This is a genomic window from Hyphomicrobiales bacterium (assembly GCA_039989895.1).
GTDB lineage: Bacteria > Pseudomonadota > Alphaproteobacteria > Rhizobiales > JACESI01 > JACESI01.
In genome coordinates, this window is record JBDXGY010000004.1 from 201,745 (window position 1) to 219,583 (window position 17,839).

Annotated in this window: 19 protein-coding genes; 12 read left to right on the plus strand and 7 right to left on the minus strand. The window is 48.0% G+C overall.

Annotation, left to right across the window (positions count from 1 at the left end):
* Positions 1-197 precede the first annotated feature (197 nt).
* Together ABJ081_04290 and ABJ081_04295 are read left to right on the plus strand one after the other, a co-directional pair.
* A complete protein-coding gene (locus tag ABJ081_04290; GenBank protein ID MEP6355881.1) occupies positions 198-1,358 on the plus strand; it encodes a PQQ-dependent sugar dehydrogenase in 1,161 nt (386 codons plus the stop codon).
* 44 nt (positions 1,359-1,402) lie between these two features.
* Positions 1,403-1,927 carry a DUF1499 domain-containing protein gene (locus tag ABJ081_04295; protein MEP6355882.1) on the plus strand — a complete coding sequence of 175 codons (525 nt, stop codon included), beginning with the start codon at positions 1,403-1,405 and terminating at the stop codon, positions 1,925-1,927.
* Positions 1,928-1,981: 54 nt separating this feature from the next.
* Here the strand turns inward: ABJ081_04295 and ABJ081_04300 are convergent, their stop codons facing one another.
* Positions 1,982-2,815 (minus strand): DUF4105 domain-containing protein, encoded by an 834-nt coding sequence (locus ABJ081_04300; GenBank protein ID MEP6355883.1) that lies wholly within the window; start codon positions 2,813-2,815, stop codon positions 1,982-1,984.
* A 163-nt stretch (positions 2,816-2,978) separates the two neighbouring features.
* Between ABJ081_04300 and uvrB the strand changes: the two genes are divergently transcribed.
* The 4 genes from uvrB (at position 2,979) to ABJ081_04320 (ending at position 7,848) form a co-directional block, all read left to right on the plus strand.
* On the plus strand, positions 2,979-5,624 hold the full coding sequence (gene uvrB, locus ABJ081_04305) for an excinuclease ABC subunit UvrB (GenBank protein ID MEP6355884.1): 2,646 nt from the start codon (positions 2,979-2,981) through the stop codon (positions 5,622-5,624).
* Positions 5,625-6,058: 434 nt separating this feature from the next.
* Positions 6,059-6,457: a hypothetical protein gene (locus tag ABJ081_04310; protein ID MEP6355885.1), complete on the plus strand. Its 399-nt coding sequence runs from the start codon at positions 6,059-6,061 to the stop codon at positions 6,455-6,457.
* A 200-nt stretch (positions 6,458-6,657) separates the two neighbouring features.
* The gene (locus ABJ081_04315; protein ID MEP6355886.1) at positions 6,658-7,038 is read left to right on the plus strand and encodes a hypothetical protein; all 381 of its coding nucleotides are present in this window, start codon (positions 6,658-6,660) and stop codon (positions 7,036-7,038) included.
* A 261-nt stretch (positions 7,039-7,299) separates the two neighbouring features.
* Positions 7,300-7,848, plus strand: coding sequence for a BA14K family protein (locus tag ABJ081_04320; protein MEP6355887.1), 549 nt, complete (start codon positions 7,300-7,302; stop codon positions 7,846-7,848).
* 66 nt (positions 7,849-7,914) lie between these two features.
* Here ABJ081_04320 and ABJ081_04325 read toward each other — a convergent pair whose 3' ends face one another.
* Positions 7,915-8,793, minus strand: coding sequence for a branched-chain amino acid aminotransferase (locus tag ABJ081_04325; GenBank protein MEP6355888.1), 879 nt, complete (start codon positions 8,791-8,793; stop codon positions 7,915-7,917).
* 205 nt (positions 8,794-8,998) lie between these two features.
* Between ABJ081_04325 and ABJ081_04330 the strand changes: the two genes are divergently transcribed.
* The 3 genes from ABJ081_04330 to ABJ081_04340 all read left to right on the plus strand — a co-directional run bounded on the left by ABJ081_04330 (position 8,999) and on the right by ABJ081_04340 (position 11,807).
* Entirely contained in the window at positions 8,999-9,511 is a 513-nt protein-coding gene (locus ABJ081_04330; GenBank protein MEP6355889.1) for a MarR family transcriptional regulator, read from the plus strand.
* Between the two features lie 137 nt (positions 9,512-9,648).
* On the plus strand, positions 9,649-10,350 hold the full coding sequence (locus tag ABJ081_04335; protein MEP6355890.1) for a response regulator: 702 nt from the start codon (positions 9,649-9,651) through the stop codon (positions 10,348-10,350).
* A gap of 158 nt (positions 10,351-10,508) precedes the next feature.
* A complete protein-coding gene (locus ABJ081_04340; protein MEP6355891.1) occupies positions 10,509-11,807 on the plus strand; it encodes an ATP-binding protein in 1,299 nt (432 codons plus the stop codon).
* A 13-nt stretch (positions 11,808-11,820) separates the two neighbouring features.
* Here ABJ081_04340 and ABJ081_04345 read toward each other — a convergent pair whose 3' ends face one another.
* The 5 genes from ABJ081_04345 to ABJ081_04365 form a co-directional block, all read right to left on the minus strand.
* A complete protein-coding gene (locus ABJ081_04345) occupies positions 11,821-12,162 on the minus strand; it encodes a tRNA-binding protein (protein MEP6355892.1) in 342 nt (113 codons plus the stop codon).
* Entirely contained in the window at positions 12,159-12,836 is a 678-nt protein-coding gene (locus ABJ081_04350) for a TetR/AcrR family transcriptional regulator (GenBank protein MEP6355893.1), read from the minus strand. The genes ABJ081_04345 and ABJ081_04350 overlap by 4 nt, the downstream gene beginning before the upstream one ends.
* Positions 12,837-12,912: 76 nt before the next feature.
* Positions 12,913-13,743 carry a pyrroline-5-carboxylate reductase gene (gene proC / locus ABJ081_04355; protein MEP6355894.1) on the minus strand — a complete coding sequence of 277 codons (831 nt, stop codon included), beginning with the start codon at positions 13,741-13,743 and terminating at the stop codon, positions 12,913-12,915.
* 15 nt (positions 13,744-13,758) lie between these two features.
* A complete protein-coding gene (locus ABJ081_04360; protein MEP6355895.1) occupies positions 13,759-14,262 on the minus strand; it encodes a YbjN domain-containing protein in 504 nt (167 codons plus the stop codon).
* Between the two features lie 501 nt (positions 14,263-14,763).
* Positions 14,764-15,018, minus strand: coding sequence for an accessory factor UbiK family protein (locus tag ABJ081_04365; protein ID MEP6355896.1), 255 nt, complete (start codon positions 15,016-15,018; stop codon positions 14,764-14,766).
* A gap of 101 nt (positions 15,019-15,119) precedes the next feature.
* Between ABJ081_04365 and lgt the strand changes: the two genes are divergently transcribed.
* From lgt to pgeF, 3 genes are read left to right on the plus strand one after another with little or no spacing between them, the layout of a single operon-like run.
* The gene (lgt, locus tag ABJ081_04370; GenBank protein MEP6355897.1) at positions 15,120-15,941 is read left to right on the plus strand and encodes a prolipoprotein diacylglyceryl transferase; all 822 of its coding nucleotides are present in this window, start codon (positions 15,120-15,122) and stop codon (positions 15,939-15,941) included.
* A complete protein-coding gene (locus ABJ081_04375; GenBank protein ID MEP6355898.1) occupies positions 15,938-16,999 on the plus strand; it encodes an SAM-dependent methyltransferase in 1,062 nt (353 codons plus the stop codon). The genes lgt and ABJ081_04375 overlap by 4 nt, the downstream gene beginning before the upstream one ends.
* Positions 16,989-17,774 (plus strand): peptidoglycan editing factor PgeF, encoded by a 786-nt coding sequence (pgeF, locus tag ABJ081_04380; GenBank protein ID MEP6355899.1) that lies wholly within the window; start codon positions 16,989-16,991, stop codon positions 17,772-17,774. Before ABJ081_04375 ends, pgeF begins: the two co-directional genes overlap by 11 nt.
* The last annotated feature ends 65 nt before the right edge of the window (positions 17,775-17,839 follow it).

Below are 17,839 nucleotides of genomic sequence, written 5' to 3' on the forward strand. Positions count from 1 at the left end.
TACGCCTGAAGTAGCTTGAATACAAGCCTGTAAAAACATAGTTTCCATCATTTTCTCTGATGTATAGAGTTAAAAAATCATGTGAGCGAAACGCCTAATTTTATAAGAACAAAAATGCTGGCCAATCACAGCCAGAATATGAGAACGGCACAATATTGTCTAAATCAAATGCCATAAACACCACCATGGAGAAACACATGTTGTTAGCCGCATATATAAAACGGCACACACGCGAACGCATGAGCGCCGTAATATTGGCACTCATCCTTCCATTATTCATGCACCAGCCAGCCTATGCGCAAGAGCCACAGATACACCCATCGCAAGATTATAAAATCAAGGTTGAGGTCTTAACCAATAAACTCAACACGCCGTGGGGTATGGAATTTCTGCCTGATGGTTCCATGTTGATTACAGAGCGCGGCGGCACAATGCGGCACTTGAACAATGGTGTGCTTACAAAGCCTATAAAAGGGGTTCCCAAAGTAACCTCCAAAGGACAAGGCGGATTACTTGATGTTGCCATAGATCCCGATTTCTCATCGAACAACTATGTCTACCTGTCTTTTTCTGAACCCGGCAAAAAGGGGGCAGGCACAGCAGTGGCTCGAGGTAAGTTCAATGGGCAGATATTTGAAAATATGACTGTCATTTACCGACAAAAAAACAAAACCCGTTCTGGCTTGCATTTCGGTTCGCGGCTAGTCTTCGCCAAAGATGGCACCTTGTTTGTGACTCATGGTGATCGAGGAAAAGGAAAACGCGCGCAAGATCCGTTTGATCATGCCGGTTCACTCATTCGCATCAACAAGGATGGAAGTATCCCACCAGACAATCCCTTTGCTAATGGGACAAAAGCCCTGCCAGAAATCTGGTCCATCGGCCATCGCAACATGCAAGGCGCTGCTATTCATCCCAAAACAGGTGACATCTGGACTGTAGAGCACGGGGCACGGGGCGGCGATGAAATCAACAGACCTCAAGCTGCTAAAAACTATGGTTGGCCGATCATTTCATATGGCCGTCACTATTCAGGATTGAAAATCGGCGAAGGCACAACAAAGCAAGGCCTAGAGCAACCGCGTCACTTCTGGGACCCATCAATTGCACCGTCTGGCTTGGCATTTTATCAAGGCGAAGCATTCGAAAAGTGGAATGGCGATTTACTCGTCGGGTCCTTAAAATTTCAAATGTTGTCAAGACTCAAAATGCAAGGAGGCAAGATAGTTAGTGAAGAGCGTTTACTTGCAGGCGCTTATGGACGTATAAGGGATGTTAATAATGGCCCTGATGGTGCGATCTATCTATTAATAGACGATGATGAAGGCATGCTTTTAAAGCTTGTACCAGCAGGCTAGACAAAAATAATAATAAAGAGTCACCTAAAAGGTCTTTTACAACTATGAGCCGCATCAAGAAAATACTATGGGCCGCACTCGGTGTGACTGTTGTAGTGCCAATTGCTATTTTCTTTCATTCCCCAGAATCCTTTTGGCAGCGCCTCGCAGGGTCACCAGATTTGGGCCCTACCAACTTTGCACGCTTGACAAAATCACCAAAGCCAAACCAACATCTCATCTGTCCGCCAAGTGTGTGCACTCTTGAACCGTCGGATCAAAAAGCCAAAAATTATCAGGTAGATGCCGTGACATTGAAACTACGGTTCATTGCTACGATTGGTACAGACAACATCGAAATCGTAGAGAACAGTGACAATGTCTTACGCTTCATTGTCCGCACACCTTTTTTTAAGTTTCCAGATACGGTTAGTGTTGCCTTTTTCCCCACCGATAATGGCTCCACTTTTGCCCTTTATTCACGCTCACAACTTGGCTATTTCGATCTCGATACAAATAGACTGCGTGCACAAAAGTGGCTGGCGGAATTGGACAAGCTCATTTCACAAGAGACAGATCGCAACAAATAGCTTGGCCATACCCTAGTCTGTCACACAGGCAAGCATCTGGCCGTGTCGCTTAAATCATAAAGCTGATTGTCTTATTTCTTTAGAAAAAGCCAACGGGGTTAAAGCCGCTGCTGAAGTAACCGCATCATGCAGTTTTTGTTGTTTAAGAAGTACGCCCTCGTCGCTCACAGCACCCTCAATAAATCCTTTTTTTGCGAGAAATTTATCCGTAAACCCCGTCAGAATATAAGATATATCCCATGGCAGAGTATCCGGTATTTTTTCATTGATGGAGTTCGCAAGTTCGCTTGTACAATTATGGAAGAGTGAATTATAAAACCGTGGCATTTTTTCAAGCATGATTGTGTCTCTCACCATCGCGCGAAACACATATTGCGCTTGTTCAGCAGATACATTGAGTTGATATCCGCGCTGACTCTCACGGATACTCCAGCTTTGCGACACCAAGTCCTTTTCCGTACCCCAGATATAAATCAGTTCGAAGCGATTGAAAATTCCGCCCACAGCTGAGAACTTCTCACCGTTAACACGCCGCGCCTCCACCGAGACACCGATAGGCGCATAACCACTTTCTTCTTCAAACTCAAAGACTAGAAACGTATGGGCAATACCGCGATAAGCTGGGAATGGCTCAATATAAAATCGTAAGCCCGATACTTTGCTAAAATCGAATGACGCTGTTTGCCATGACCGAACAGCCTCATCATCACGCCGCCATGTCCAATTGCGCAGGTTGGCAAAGTGAACCATGTTATCCTTTTCGCTCACACCAGAAAGGCGCGACATCTCAGGCGCCCAATCTCGATCAGCCTGTGGTGTTTTAAAAACCACAAAACAGGCCCAAACGAAAGCTACAGTCAAAATCGCAAAGATCGTTTTTCGAAACATAAAAGCCAACCCAAAAAGTACAAAGACCGTGAGTCCGCACCCACTCTCCTATCTATAGACTATAATTGGGAAGCCTCCTAGAAACCTGTTATGATTGAGAGCATATAATGGCCAAGCAAAAATAAACATTTGCCTCAGTCAATGAAAACGCCATATTGCCCCTATGACGGATAATAAGCGCAAATCAGATAAGCATAAGAATGAAGGCTTTGGCGAAGCACCACAGGCTGCTTTTGACGGTGCGCCCGTGGATATAGGCTCATCATCTATTTCTGATTGGGCAGATGAAATCACCGAAGACGCTGCTGCATCATCACCCGTGCCTGCACCCTCTCCTTCATCTCGCGTAAAAAAACCGACTCTTGATGACATGGGGCCAGGCACGGACAAACAAGTGCCCGTGAAAAAGAGCAATAAAAAACCCAAAGCCCTGAACACAGCACGCCGCACTTCGATGGGCGGAATAGCCACAGCTAGAGAGCGCACAGCTGGTGGGTTAAACCCCGTATCCGGCCTTGATGTATCATTAGAAGAAGCCGAAAATCTAACCACAACATCAGGCGCCACGGCCACGGTTCAAGCTCTCTCCGACCTCATCGAACATGGCCGCGAAGAGATGAAAGGCGATGTCTGGATACCCCATCGCCCTCTCCGCCCTGATAAGACAGAGGGTGGTCATAAATTCGCCATTGAAAGCGATTTCGAACCAAAAGGCGATCAACCAACCGCCATTGCCGAACTTGTTGAAGGCATCACAGAGCAAAGCGAGCGCGATCAGGTGTTGCTTGGCGTGACCGGCTCAGGCAAAACTTTTACCGTTGCCAAGGTCATTGAAGAAACCCAGCGCCCCGCCCTCATCCTCGCACCCAACAAAACACTAGCCGCCCAGCTTTACGGTGAGTTCAAAAGTTTCTTCCCCGATAATGCGGTTGAATATTTCGTCTCCTATTATGACTACTATCAACCCGAAGCCTATGTCCCGCGCTCCGACACCTATATCGAGAAAGAAAGTTCAATCAACGAACAGATTGACCGCATGCGCCACGCCGCCACCCGCGCGCTACTAGAGCGCGACGATTGCATCATCGTTGCCTCCGTCTCCTGCATCTATGGTATTGGCTCGGTCGAGACCTATACGGCGATGACCTTTGACATCAAGCTTGGCGACCGCATCGACCAGCGCCAGCTTCTGGCTGATCTCGTGGCGCTCCAATATAAGCGCAATGACGCCGCATTCGTGCGCGGTAATTTCCGCGTTAAAGGCGACACAATAGACATCTTCCCCGCCCACTATGAAGACCGCGCATGGCGGGTCTCGCTGTTTGGCGACGAGGTCGAACAGATCACCGAATTCGACCCGCTGACAGGGCAAAAAACCGACGACAAAGAATTCGTCCGCCTTTACGCCAATTCGCACTATGTCACCCCGCGCCCAACGCTCAACCAAGCGATGAAGAGCATCAAGGCCGAACTCATCCTACGCCTTGATGAGTTGAACAACGCCGGACGCCTTCTTGAAGCGCAGCGGCTGGAACAGCGCACCCGTTTTGATCTTGAAATGTTAGAAGCGACGGGCTCTTGTCCAAGCATTGAAAATTATTCACGCTATCTGACAGGCCGCAAACCGGGTGAGCCTCCGCCCACCCTGTTTGAATATCTGCCCGATAATGCGCTGGTCTTTGTTGATGAGAGCCATGTCACCATCCCGCAAATCGGCGGCATGTACAGAGGTGACTTCCGGCGCAAAGCCACACTTGCGGAATATGGTTTCCGCTTACCAAGCTGCATGGACAATCGCCCCATGCGCTTTGAAGAATGGGAAGCCATGCGTCCGCAAACGGTCCATGTCTCGGCCACACCCGGCCCTTGGGAGATGAACGAAACCGGCGGCGTCTTCACCGAACAAGTCATTCGCCCAACCGGCCTCACCGACCCTCCCGTCGAAGTGCGCCCCGCCACCTCTCAGGTCGATGATGTGTTGGGTGAAATCCGCGAAACCACGGCCAAAGGCTATCGCACACTCGTCACGACGCTAACCAAACGCATGTCGGAAGACCTCACCGAATATTTGCATGAGGCAGGCGTACGCGTGCGCTATATGCACTCAGACATCGACACGCTGGAGCGCATGGAAATCCTGCGCGATTTACGCCTTGGCGCCTTTGATGTGCTGATAGGCATTAATCTTTTGCGCGAGGGGCTTGATATCCCCGAATGCGCGCTCGTCGCAATATTGGATGCAGACAAAGAAGGCTTTTTGCGCTCAGAAACCTCTCTCGTACAAACCATTGGCCGCGCCGCTCGAAACGTCGATGGCCGCGTCGTGCTTTATGCCGACAAGATCACCGGCTCGATGGAACGCGCCATGAGCGAGACCGCGCGACGGCGTGAAAAACAAATCGCCTATAATGAAGCCCACAACATCACACCGGAAAGCATCAAGAAAAACATCGGTGATATTCTGGGCAGTGTTTATGAAGGCGACCATGTCACGCCAGATGCAGGCTTTGCTGACGAGGGCGCACTGGTCGGCCACAATTTGGAAAAACATATCGAGACGTTAGAGAAAGACATGCACGCGGCAGCCACCGATCTAGACTTTGAAGAAGCCGCCCGCCTGCGCGATGAAATCAAACGCCTGCAAGAAACCGAGCTCATGCTGGCCGACGACCCCATGGCAAGGCAGGCAGCAGTCGATGATCGATCAGGTGGCTATCAGGGGGATAGGAAAGATCCCGCGAAGGAGAAGCGGGCAAGAAGTTCCGGTGGGAGAGCAGGACAACGCGGCGGCAAACGAGGAAGACGGTGAGTAAGGTCGGGTTTGCGTCTGTTTGTTTGAGTTCACGGCAGTTGGCTACGCCAACGCCTACACATGTGCGTCGTCAAGCGACGGCTCGCTCTTCGCTCGCAATCGGCCCTATGGCCGATTGAATGGGGTATACGGATAGATCAGTCAGGCACCCTAATCGGCCATAGGCCCGATTGCGAGGCAAGGCCGAGCCGCCGGTTATCCGGCGCGCCCACGCAGGTCAGGCGCTTTAGCGCCGGTTCGACCGTGAGTGCGATCACAAACGCACACATTCCCCCTCATCAACCCTGATCACACACGCGTCATGCCCCCTTACATCTGCTTCATTGTTACCTAACTGTTTAACAAGGCCAGCAGCTAACGGCTTATAAAACAACGAAACAAACCGACAGCTGCACAGCAACACACATAGATGCGGAACAAGGAGACGACTTATGACAAAGACAACAAACAAAATAGCCGGAACCATTAAAGCCGGTATCATTGCAGCTTTAACACTAGGGACAGCAGCCTTTGGAAGCGCCCAAACAGCAAATGCTTTCATTTCAGCGCCCAGCGGCCTGAGTACTGTGGCAGCATCAAGCACTGTAGCCCCATCTAATACAGTCGAAAAAGTGAATTTTCGCGGTGGACGTCGTGGGTTTAGAGGCGGCCGTAGCTTCAGAGGCGGACGTGGCTTCAGAGGCGGGCGTGGCTTTAGAGGTGGACGTAGCTTTAGAAGCAGTCGCGGCTTTAGAGGAGGCCGTGGTTTCAATCGCGGATTTAAACGCCATCACGGTTTTAAACACGGTTTCAAACACCACGGTCACAAAGGCTTCGGCTTTAAATTTTAAGAGTACAAATCGATTGCCGACCTTAGCGGTCGGCAATCATTTTTAAAAACGAGGTGATCTAAAATAGCTTCTTAGAAGTATAAATAAGTAAGAAAAAAAACTGTTCATGCACTCACCATACATTCAGGTCATGTTCAGTCCAGTGTTGGTATTTTAAAGACAACACCTCGTCATTAAGATGTGGAACAAGGAGAATACAAATGACAAAGACAACTAAAACAATCACCGGTATCGTTGCAGGTCTAGCTATTGGTTCATTCGCCCTTGGCTCTGCACACACAGCAAATGCATTCACAGTCTCCCCTAGCGGCTTAAATAGTGTGATATCAACATCATCTATTGAGCCTGTGCACTTTATCAGCAAAAGCGGCGGGAAAAGAAGTGACTATTATCCAAGCGCTAGGGGTTACAAAGGCCTTCTCGGTTTCCGTGGTGAATTCATCGGCTCCGGCGGTGCGGCCAAACACGGCTACAACGGTGCATTCCATCATTTTGAGGACGACGATCGCCACGGCAATCGTAAAAATAAACGCAATAATCGACATTCAACAAGCAAACATAAACACAGAAAATATCGTTGATTATATAAAGGCGCCCTTATAAATCTGCCCTGTGGCGACGGCACCTAACTTTTATAAACATCAATAAACAAGCATAAAAAGCTTCTTACAGAATCCTCTAAAGGCAATTATCAAGAAGCTTTTTTATCTTAACCAAGCATTCAGACTACGTTCAGCCACTTCTTAATATTGTTATATCATATCCTCTCAATCACGATGCAAAATTGGGCGATTAAGAGGCAAATGCCGTAACCAGCGGCTCACAAAAAGGAGAATTCTCCAATGACAACAATTCGACAATTTTTCAAAAAAACCGTTCGTGTCGGACAAACATCATTAGCAGCTGTTGCGACAGTTGGAATGCTCGCAGTCTTTGCGCCAACAACCGGCCAAGCGAATGGTATTCAACATCTATCATCTAATTTAAGTGGTGTTGCACAAGTCGATTCTAGCAACATTGAAAATGTGCAATCTAGAGGTCGCGGCTTCCGTGGTAGTCGTGGCTTCCGTGGCAGTCGTGGCTTCCGTGGCGGTCGCAGTTTTCGTGGCGGCAATCGTAGCTTTCGTGGCGGCAGTCGCAGCTTTCGTGGCAGCAGTCGTGGCTTCCGAAGCAACCGTGGATTCCGCGGCGGCTCATTTTTAGCCGGCAGCATAATCGGTCTTACAGCAGGTTCGATTATTTCAAATTCAGGCAAGCATTATCACGGACATTCTTCCTCGAATTTCTCGGCTGATTATATCGCGGCTTGTTCACGCAAATATCGTTCGTTTAATCCAAATACCGGTCGCTATTTGGCCTACAGCGGTAAATATCGCAGATGCAAACTTTAAACTGCTTGTAAAGCGGTAAAGTAAAGACAAATAAAAAGGCAGCAGGTCAAACTGCTGCTTTTTTTATTATGACGTTTTACCAACCTCAACGTCGTAATCCGTCATTAAAGTCTCAATCTGCTGGCCTACAGAAAAATGATGCGGCCCGATCTCCGATACGGGTGTCACTTCAGCAGCGGTCCCAGTTAAAAAGCATTGCTCGAAATCAGGCAATTCTTCTGGCATAATCGCACGTTCAACCAGTTCCATACCCCGCCTTTGTGCAAGGTCGATCACTGTTCGCCGGGTTATGCCATTCAAAAAACCCACCGGTTCTGGCGTGTGAATCACATCATCTTTGATGAAGAAGATATTCGCGCCAGTCGCCTCAACAACGCGCCCACGCCAATCGAGCATCATCGCATCGGCATAACCGTTCGCTTCTGCCGCATGTTTGGAGAGCGTACAAATCATATAAAGCCCAGCCGCCTTTGCTTCACTTGGTGCTGTTTGCGGGTCTGGTCTGCGATATTTCGCAAGATCTAAGCGAATGCCTTTAAGCCGTTCTTCGGGCGAAAAATAAGACGGCCATTCCCATACAGCAATGGCGACATTAATACGATTGTTTTGAGCCGAAATGCCCATCATCTCGCTGCCACGCCACGCTATAGGTCGAATATAAGCATCTTTCAAACCTTGCCGCTCCAAGGTTTCATTACAAGCATCATCAATTTCTTGAATTGAATAAGGAATTTCAAAACCCAAAAGTTCGGCAGACATATGAAGCCGCTCGGTATGTTCGCGTAGTTTGAAAATTTTGCCGTTATAAGCGCGTTCACCCTCAAACACCGAGCTTGCATAGTGCAAACCGTGCGTCAGCACATGCACCTTAGCATCCGCCCATGGCACAAACTCACCATTGTACCAAATTACACCATTCAACTGATCGAAAGGAACGTTCGCCATAAATTGTACACCCTTCATATCCGCTCAAAACCGGATTCAAACCACCAAAAACATATTTACAAAAACAGGGTCGGAAAAATACCTTGTACAAGGTGTACGTGAAATCTCGACTTCCAATGATAAATTTGTTCTGGCAAAAGTATCATGTAGCGTATATATGTCAATAATGCTGACGTATTTTTTACATAAATGAGCGTAGCCCTGAATGACCGAAAATTCATCCCCAAAACAGCCTAAAAGCATTGTAACCACAGCAATGGAAAATGATGACGGGTTTCGCTTTGATGTGTTTGAACGCATGTTTTTTGCTTATCGCGACTTCACCAGAGAACCAGATATCGTTTTGGCTAAATTCGGCTTCGGTCGCGCGCATCACAGGGTTTTATATTTCGTCAATCGCGCACCTGGTATCAGGGTCACGGAGCTACTGGATATTCTTGACATCACCAAACAAAGCCTCTCACGCGTATTGAAGCAATTGTTGGATACTGATTATATTATACAACACACTAGCAACGAAGACAGACGAGCGCGTTTACTTTTTCCAACACAAAGTGGGCGACAACTTGCATTAGAGCTTTCGCGGTCACAGTCTCGCCGCATCGAGGAGGCAATGACGTCTTTAGGGCCGGTTGGGGCAGAAGCCGCGAAGCAGTTTCTTCACCTACTGATTAACGATGCGGATCAGGAGACGATCAAAAAACTCGAAGAAAAGTAAATCGCGGCTTGGAATTTCAAGGGGACATTCCAATGCCGACTTTATTTAGGCAAGCACCTCGTGCAAAGATACTATACCAAGTGGATTTTTTCGATCCGATTATCAACCGACGAGAGGAACGCGCAATACCTTCCGTTATGACACCAGATACATTAACCGATGAAGCGCCTCATCTGCTTGTTGTTGATGATGATGATAGGATTCGGTCGCTCTTGCAGCGCTATCTGGTAGACCAAGGTTTGCGCGTAACCACAGCTGAAAACGCTGAAGTCGCCCGCCGTTTCATGGATACACTGGCGTTCGACCTGTTAATTGTTGATATTATGATGCCAGGGGAAGACGGCATTTCTCTCACCACATCAATTCGTAGAGAATCCGATATCCCAATTTTAATGCTGACAGCAAAATCAGATATTGATGATCGCATAACCGGATTAGAGACCGGCGCTGATGATTATTTATCAAAGCCTTTTGAGCCGCGTGAGCTTTTGCTGCGTGTCAATAATATTCTGCGCCGAAGCGGCCCACCAGACGGCGCGACTATCGAGATGGTCCGGTTTGGTCCCTTCACCTTTAATCTGGAGAAGGGAGAATTGAGGCGTTCAGACAGTGTCATCAAGCTCACGGATAGAGAAAAGGAAATGATGCGTATTTTCTGTCAGGCCGCTGGTGAATGCGTGCCACGGCATGAACTTTTAGCCAATCCAACCAGTGCAGGCGAGCGCACAGTTGACGTGCAAATCAATAGACTAAGGCGCAAAATAGAGATTGACGCAGCAAATCCTATATATCTTCATACTGTACGCGGTATTGGATATAGGCTTTTGACGGACACCTAAAACGTTGAGTGGCAATCTATTCGCGCTAAATTTGCAAAGCAAAATTTGCAAAACTGTCCATTGCTTGCGAAAGATAAGCAATGGATCAGCGCGTGAATAGAAAACCATCTCCTTTGATACCGCAAGAACGGACATATCAGTCGGCTTGGCGAAGGCTCATGCCGCGCAGTCTTTATGCACGCGCGCTCATCATCATTATTGCGCCCATTGTCATCTTACAATCAGTGTTAGCTTTTGTTTTCATGGAGCGTCACTGGAGTACAGTGACACACAGACTATCAGCGGCCGTCACCCGTGATATTTCAGCTATACTCAAAATCTTGGAGACCTATCCCGGGCGAGAGAACGAAGAAAATGTTATTCGCATCGCTCGTGAGCAACTCGATCTAACTATTGCAATACTGCCGCCTAATGCTTTGCCAACTGTTGCGCCAAAGCCATTTTTCACTTTTCTCGACAAAACCTTGTCCAAAAAAATTCGCCAGAAAATAGGCAAGCCGTTTTGGATAGACACGGTCGGGCGATCAAAGCTCGTCGAGATCCGTATTCAACTTGACGACAAAGTGGTCCAGATTTTCGCACGCCGCTCACAAACCTATGCATCGAATTCATATATATTTCTAACATGGATGGTTGGCACTTCCTTGGTGCTTCTTGTGATTGCCATTATCTTTATGCGCAACCAGATAAGGCCCATACAAAAGCTCGCAATTGCTGCTGAGGATTTTGGTAAGGGCCGTGATCATCCCGGCTTTAAGCCAGCCGGTGCAATGGAAGTTCGCAGCGCTAGTAGGGCTTTTATTAAAATGCGTAGCCGTATCCAGCGCCAGCTAGAGCAGCGAACAACCATGCTCGCCAGTGTCAGCCATGACCTGCGCACCATTTTGACGCGATTTAAACTACAACTAGCAGTATTGCCCGACTTAAAAGAAATTCCTGATATGGAACAAGATGTCGCTGATATGCAGGCCATGCTTGAAGGTTATCTCGCCTTCGCACGGCATGACATCGATGAGCAAAGTAAAGACATCAATATTGAGAACCTGATTGATGAATTATGTCGCCATGCAAATCTGGAAAATAAAAAAGTAACGCGCTCCTTTAAAGGAGAGCCAATGGTTCATTTAAGACCAGTAGCGTTCAAACGCTGCCTATCCAATGTTTGGAGCAATGCAATAAAACTCTCAAATATTTTAACAATTGACGGCCTACACGAAAATGGATGGCTGACAATCACAATTGAAGATGATGGCCCAGGCATCCCCGAAGCAGAGCGTGCCAATGTGTTTCGGCCTTTTTATCGCATCGATCAAGCCCGCAATTTAAATAAAGACCAAGCGGGAACTGGTCTTGGCCTTGCTATTGCGCTCGATGTCGCACGCACACATGGTGGCGATATTATACTCGATGACAGCGAACTTGGCGGCCTAAAGGCAACAATTCGTATTCCTGTTTAAACAGGGCCATCACCTAGTGTAATCGGCTGCCGTTTGGCGATCCATGTCCAACACCAGCCAGCACCACATGGCCACTATCATCCGTAAACCCAAGCGTGAGCACTTCAGACATAAAAGGGCCAATCTGGCGGGGTGGGAAATTGACTACAGCCATCACTTGACGCCCAACCAATGTATCTAGCGTGTAATGCTCTATAATCTGGGCAGATGATTTGCGGACCCCTATCTCTGTCCCAAAATCAATCATAAGTTTATAGGCAGGCTTTTGCGCTTCAGGAAATTCTTTAGCCTCAATGATGGTGCCTAAGCGGATATCGATTTTTAAAAAGTCATCATATGTAATCTCATCGCTCATGACACAGAAGAACTTTCCTCCATAACCGCATCAACAGGGCTTTGTGAGTGAACAGAGCTAGCACCACGGCGGGTGTTAAAACGTTTTAGAGGTGAAAACACACGCGACAAACTGTTCAAGCGCTGCATATTGCGCTCACCAGCCCGCAGCTCACGATCAAGGGCCGCCATGGTCTTAGCCATCCCTTCCTCATCTTTGAGCCAAACATTCATAACACGGGCAAAAACCAGCGCTGTCCCCTGTACTCGCATCGCACCGTCGATACCCGAAGTATCAATATTGGCGGCGTTCAGCATCCATGTCATGGAAATGAGAGTCACGCGGTTTAACTGCGCAGCAAGAGAAAGATCGCGACGCGCGGCACTGACCAGCGAGGCACTGGCAGCTTTGTAAGGAGCCAGTGCATCAAACCGTGACAAAAGAATATCCATCAACCGCTCACGTGGTAATTCTTCGGCAATATCTTCATCGATATTATCAAGCACTTCAGTGTCAATCTGGCGTGTAAAAGCTTCAATGATAGCCACTTTACCGTCAAAAGTTTCACGCAATTGCGATAATTTCACATCTGAAGCTTCAGCAATTTTCGCAAGCGTGACCTCATCCCAACTATGAGTTGCCAATAAATCGAGAAAGTTTGTAATAATTTTCGCACAGGTTTTTGCAGTGGCCATAGATACACCTTCGTTTTAACGGATATATCATAAACCTAAGCGTTTAGACGGCAATATCAATGGTGTTGGCAAACAATCACTCTTCGCCAAGTTCCTCTGCACGCTTCTTGGCAGCTCCAATGGCCTTGGTCATGAGAGGCCCAAGACCATCACCTTCAGCCATCAGAACATTGAGGGCAGCGGCCGTTGTGCCGCCTGGGGATGTAACATTTTGCCGAAGAGTGGCCGCATCAAGATCAGATTGATAAAGAAGCTCCCCTGCCCCTTCCACCGTGGCTCGTGCCAACTTCATGGCAAGATCAGGCGCAAGGCCCGCTTTCACGCCAGCCGCCGCCATTGCTTCAACCATATAAAAAACATACGCCGGACCGGAACCAGACACCGCCGTTACCGCATCAATCAAAGCCTCCGCCTCAACCCAATCAAAAGCACCCGAAACCGCTAAAAGATCAGCAACAGCTTCTTTTTGAGCCTCATTCACATGGGCGGTCGCATAGCCGATTGTAATCCCGCGCCCTACTTGTGCGGGCGTATTAGGCATAGCGCGCACAATCGCCGCCGTGCCACCAAATACTTTTTCAAAGCTGGCACTTGATATGCCCGCAGCAACAGAAACAAAAACAGGATCAGCCTTAGCCAAAGGGGTGAGGCTTGGCAAAACATCTTGCATCATCTGCGGCTTAACCGCGACAATTACAACGCTGGGCGTCAAATCATCCGGCACGCTCGACAGACAAGCAACGTCTTTAGCTCGGCACATCGCCTGCATTTCATCACAAGGATAAGGGTCAACCACCGAGAAATGATTACCAGGCGTGCCCTTGTTCAGCCAGCCTGAAAGCATCGCTCCGCCCATTTTTCCGGCCCCAACAAGAACGACAGGACGATCAGAACTAATAAGTGTCATTGGATGTGTCCGCCCTTAGGCTTCACCTTCTGTTTCAAACATAACAAAAGTTAGCGCCTCTTTAGCATCACTGCCAGCCCAAAGTACAAATTGAAACGCTTGAAAGTAGCATTCACATGCCTCAAGTGCAGAATTCAACATGCTTTTGACTTGCTCCGAATTTGGCAAAGCCCCACCTGCGAGCAACAGTGATTGGCGATAAATAACCAATCCCTCTTTACTCCACAAATCGAAGTGGCCACATAACATCTGCTCATTGATCAAGGCTAGAAGACGGACAACTTCATCATTGCGGCAATTCTTCGTTTTCAAATCAAACGAGCTGGCAACATGCAGCGATTCAATTTCTGGCATCCACGAAAAAGAAACGTGATATTCTGCCCATTTTCCAGAAACACAAATAGTGATTTCATCATCAGCAGCGCGCTCAAAAGCCCAGTCATGAACGGCGGCAACAGCCTCAATAACGTCAACGGGATGGGTAGGACGGTCTTCAAAGTGAAGGTCAAGTAGGCTCATAGGGTCAAATTTCCTATCTGCACCAACGGTTTCCCATCGAACACAGCATCAGTTAGAGAATTTATTTTAAACGCAACGCTACTGATTCGCTTAAAGCCTGGCTTTTCAGCAAATAATAATATGATCCACTTAACCAACTGGAATCGCGAATCAATTTCTCACCCAATATAGGATTCACGCGGACTCGCGGGCAATGGCTTTCGTAGAAAAACGTCGACAACCTGTGGAAATTAACTTTTAAAAAGTGCACCACGATCGCCCTGCAACCATAGGTGAGACTCGAAAGCGAGGCTCACCAACGATTTTATAAAAATAATTTAGAATTTATTTTTTCACTCATTTTTCTTCAATGATCGCCAAACATGCTGATAATTCGCACTTACGACAGTTCAGCTAAAGCCAAACGCTCCGTGGGGGTAGCACAAAGGCCGTGCGCGCAGTCGCCATCATCGAGACGGTCCAACACGGTTGGATCAGTTTTAGGACTTATTTCTTTAAATATTATTTTTTTGTGGGCTTAGCTTCAAGAGCAGCCAAACGCTCGGAGAGCGCATCATTTTCTTCGCGCGCTTTTATGGCCATAGCCCGAACCGCGTCAAACTCTTCGCGGGTCACAAGATCGAGCTCACTTAAAAAGCGCTCAAGTTGTGATTTGACCACTGTATCTGCTTCACGCTTAAATCCTTGCGCCACATCAGCAGCGTCAGTCATCAATTTCGCGAATTCATCGAGAACTTTATTTGTTGGCTGGACCATCAAGTTTCCTCATTGTCTCTTGCTTGATTATAAACAAACTGTCTAAACCATTCAATCAATGCTTGCCAATACTTCTAATCACTTATTTCATAAAGGCGCTCATGTCTCTTCCCTATCCCATTATTGATCCCATTGCCCTTGAAATTGGCCCTATAGCCATCCGGTGGTATGGCTTGGCCTATGTTGCTGGACTTTTACTGGGTTACGCCTACGCGAAGCGCATTTGCAACACCGAGCGATTATGGGGTGAAAAAGGTTCATCCATCACAAGCGAGCACATCGAAGACTTTCTTCTATGGGCTGGGATTGGCGTCATCGTCGGCGGACGATTGGGGTTTGTGCTGTTTTATAATGCCGACTTCTATCTTCAAAACCCTCTTGAAATTTTCAAAGTATGGAACGGCGGCATGGCATTTCATGGCGGGCTTGCTGGTGTGGTGGTTGCGATCATTTTATACACCCGCAAGCATAGCCTCTCCTTTTTATCATTCTGCGACGTGATGGCGACAGCGGCTCCCTTTGGCCTCTTTTTCGGGCGCGTTGCCAATTTCATCAATGCAGAGCTGTGGGGCCGCACGACAGATGTACCATGGGCTTTTGTGTTTCCAGGTGGCGGCGACCTTCCGCGCCATCCAAGCCAGCTTTATGAAGCCGCACTAGAGGGTATTGTTCTATGGCTTGTTATTCGCACCCTCACCCATAGCAAAGGCGGCCTAATCCGCCCTGGCCTTGTTGCAGGTGTTTTCGGCATTGGCTACGCAGCATCGCGCATATTCGTTGAATTCTATCGTGAGCCAGACCAGCAACTTGGCTTCCTATTTGGTGATTTTATCACCATGGGCATGATATTATCCACGCCGGTTTTAATCGGTGGCATTGCCCTTATTATAGCATCAAAAAAATCTGGCCAAAAATCCGCATGACGATAAAGCTCAATGATCGCCTTAGAAGCCTCATACAAGATGAAGGGCCGCTCGATCTGGCAACCTATATGCAGATCTGCCTCACGGACCCTAACCATGGTTATTACACAACCAAGAAACCAATAGGCCGCAAGGGTGACTTCATCACGGCACCGGAAATCAGCCAACTCTTCGGCGAATTGATTGGCATATGGATCATCGACACCTGGCAAAAGCTGGGTGGCCCTTCTCCTTTTTATCTAATTGAAGCTGGTCCAGGGCACGGCACCTTGATGGCTGATATCCTGCGCACCATAACGAAACTAAGCACGCCCTGCGCCAAGGCCGCGCATGTCCGGTTAATTGAGATAAGCCCGACCTTGAAAACAATACAAAAAGACAAATTATCCGTATTTGACACTCCTCTGACATGGCATGAAAACACTGATGACATCGGCGATGATGCATTCATTTTAATCGCCAATGAATTTTTTGACGCCTTGCCGATCAATCAATACCAATTCGTTGAAGGACAATGGGCCGAACGCGCTATCGGACTATCACCAAAAAACACTTTCACGTGGGGCTTGAAACCATCAAAATTTAATACAACGCTGAACCCCAAGCTCAATGATATATTCGAGACATCAATGAGCGCACAAAAAATAGTGGCTGATCTTTCAAAGCGTATCAAAACACAAAATGGCGCCGCCCTCTTGATCGATTACGGCCATCTAAAAAGCGGCTTTGGCGATACATTTCAAGCCATAAAAAATCATGCCTATGCCAATCCGCTGGAAGACCCAGGTAGCGCAGACCTAACCGCCCATGTGGATTTTGACCCCTTTCAACAAATCGCAGCAAAAGCAGGCTTACGTGCAAAGGCAACAACACAGGGTTCTTTTTTACTCGCTATGGGATTATTAGAACGCGCTGGCGCGCTTGGCGCAAATTTGACCACGCGACAACAGGAAAAGATCAAAACCGACGTCGAACGACTTGCAGCTCCAGAAAAAATGGGGAACCTATTCAAGGTAATGACAATCACAAGAAGCGACATCACTCCTCATGGTTTCTAAAAATTCTTTCATAAGAGCAGATGCGCTGTCAGCATTAAGCGGCATAGATCATGCCTATTTCACCCGTCAAGACGGGGCATCAAACGGCATTTATGCCAGCAGAAATATAGGGCTTGGATCAGATGACAACCGTGAAGCCGTGCTTGAAAACCGCGCGCGCTGTGCAGCCGACCTTGGTGTGAGTGCCGACCAACTCGCAACCCCCTATCAGATACACTCCAGTGATGTTGTTGCGGTCACTGACGTTTGGCCCGCCGGTGAAGGCCCCAAAGCGGATGGTCTGGTGACCGATCGCCCCAGCATCATGCTTGGTATTGCTACCGCCGACTGCGGCTCAGTTCTTTTTGCTGATGATAAAGCCCGTGTCATAGGAGCGGCTCACGCAGGATGGCGCGGAGCAACAGGCGGTGTGTTGGAAAGTACCCTTAATGCCATGGAAAAGCTCGGAGCCAAACGTCAAAATATCGTCGCCGTCCTCGGTCCTACCATTGCTCAGGCTTCCTATGAAGTGGGGCCGGAATTTACTGATGCCCTAACCGCACTTGCCCCCAACAACACCCAATACTTAAAACCCAGCCCCCGCGCCGACCATGCCTTGTTCAATTTGCCGCGCTATATCATAGACCGATTGAGCGCAAATGGAATCAAAGGTGCTTATGATCTTGGGCTTGATACCTATGAAGACGATGAGCGCTTTTACTCGTACCGACGCACCACCCACCGACATGAAAAAGATTATGGCCGTCTGCTCAGCGCGATTGTATTAAAGACATGATGTGCGAGCTTGAACCCCAACCCCTTTGTTGTCTCAATAATCCGACATAAAGGCCCATTTTCCGC

Bases quoted from the DNA above. Each gene is read 5' to 3' on its own strand.
- ABJ081_04290 (MEP6355881.1), top strand. From the start codon at position 198: ATGTTGTTAGCCGCATATATAAAACGGCACACACGCGAACGCATGAGC.
- ABJ081_04295 (MEP6355882.1), top strand. From the start codon at position 1,403: ATGAGCCGCATCAAGAAAATACTATGGGCCGCACTCGGTGTGACTGTT.
- ABJ081_04300 (MEP6355883.1), bottom strand. From the start codon at position 2,815: ATGTTTCGAAAAACGATCTTTGCGATTTTGACTGTAGCTTTCGTTTGG.
- uvrB (MEP6355884.1), top strand. From the start codon at position 2,979: ATGACGGATAATAAGCGCAAATCAGATAAGCATAAGAATGAAGGCTTT.
- ABJ081_04310 (MEP6355885.1), top strand. From the start codon at position 6,059: ATGACAAAGACAACAAACAAAATAGCCGGAACCATTAAAGCCGGTATC.
- ABJ081_04315 (MEP6355886.1), top strand. From the start codon at position 6,658: ATGACAAAGACAACTAAAACAATCACCGGTATCGTTGCAGGTCTAGCT.
- ABJ081_04320 (MEP6355887.1), top strand. From the start codon at position 7,300: ATGACAACAATTCGACAATTTTTCAAAAAAACCGTTCGTGTCGGACAA.
- ABJ081_04325 (MEP6355888.1), bottom strand. From the start codon at position 8,793: ATGGCGAACGTTCCTTTCGATCAGTTGAATGGTGTAATTTGGTACAAT.
- ABJ081_04330 (MEP6355889.1), top strand. From the start codon at position 8,999: ATGACCGAAAATTCATCCCCAAAACAGCCTAAAAGCATTGTAACCACA.
- ABJ081_04335 (MEP6355890.1), top strand. From the start codon at position 9,649: ATGACACCAGATACATTAACCGATGAAGCGCCTCATCTGCTTGTTGTT.
- ABJ081_04340 (MEP6355891.1), top strand. From the start codon at position 10,509: ATGCCGCGCAGTCTTTATGCACGCGCGCTCATCATCATTATTGCGCCC.
- ABJ081_04345 (MEP6355892.1), bottom strand. From the start codon at position 12,162: ATGAGCGATGAGATTACATATGATGACTTTTTAAAAATCGATATCCGC.
- ABJ081_04350 (MEP6355893.1), bottom strand. From the start codon at position 12,836: ATGGCCACTGCAAAAACCTGTGCGAAAATTATTACAAACTTTCTCGAT.
- proC (MEP6355894.1), bottom strand. From the start codon at position 13,743: ATGACACTTATTAGTTCTGATCGTCCTGTCGTTCTTGTTGGGGCCGGA.
- ABJ081_04360 (MEP6355895.1), bottom strand. From the start codon at position 14,262: ATGAGCCTACTTGACCTTCACTTTGAAGACCGTCCTACCCATCCCGTT.
- ABJ081_04365 (MEP6355896.1), bottom strand. From the start codon at position 15,018: ATGGTCCAGCCAACAAATAAAGTTCTCGATGAATTCGCGAAATTGATG.
- lgt (MEP6355897.1), top strand. From the start codon at position 15,120: ATGTCTCTTCCCTATCCCATTATTGATCCCATTGCCCTTGAAATTGGC.
- ABJ081_04375 (MEP6355898.1), top strand. From the start codon at position 15,938: ATGACGATAAAGCTCAATGATCGCCTTAGAAGCCTCATACAAGATGAA.
- pgeF (MEP6355899.1), top strand. From the start codon at position 16,989: ATGGTTTCTAAAAATTCTTTCATAAGAGCAGATGCGCTGTCAGCATTA.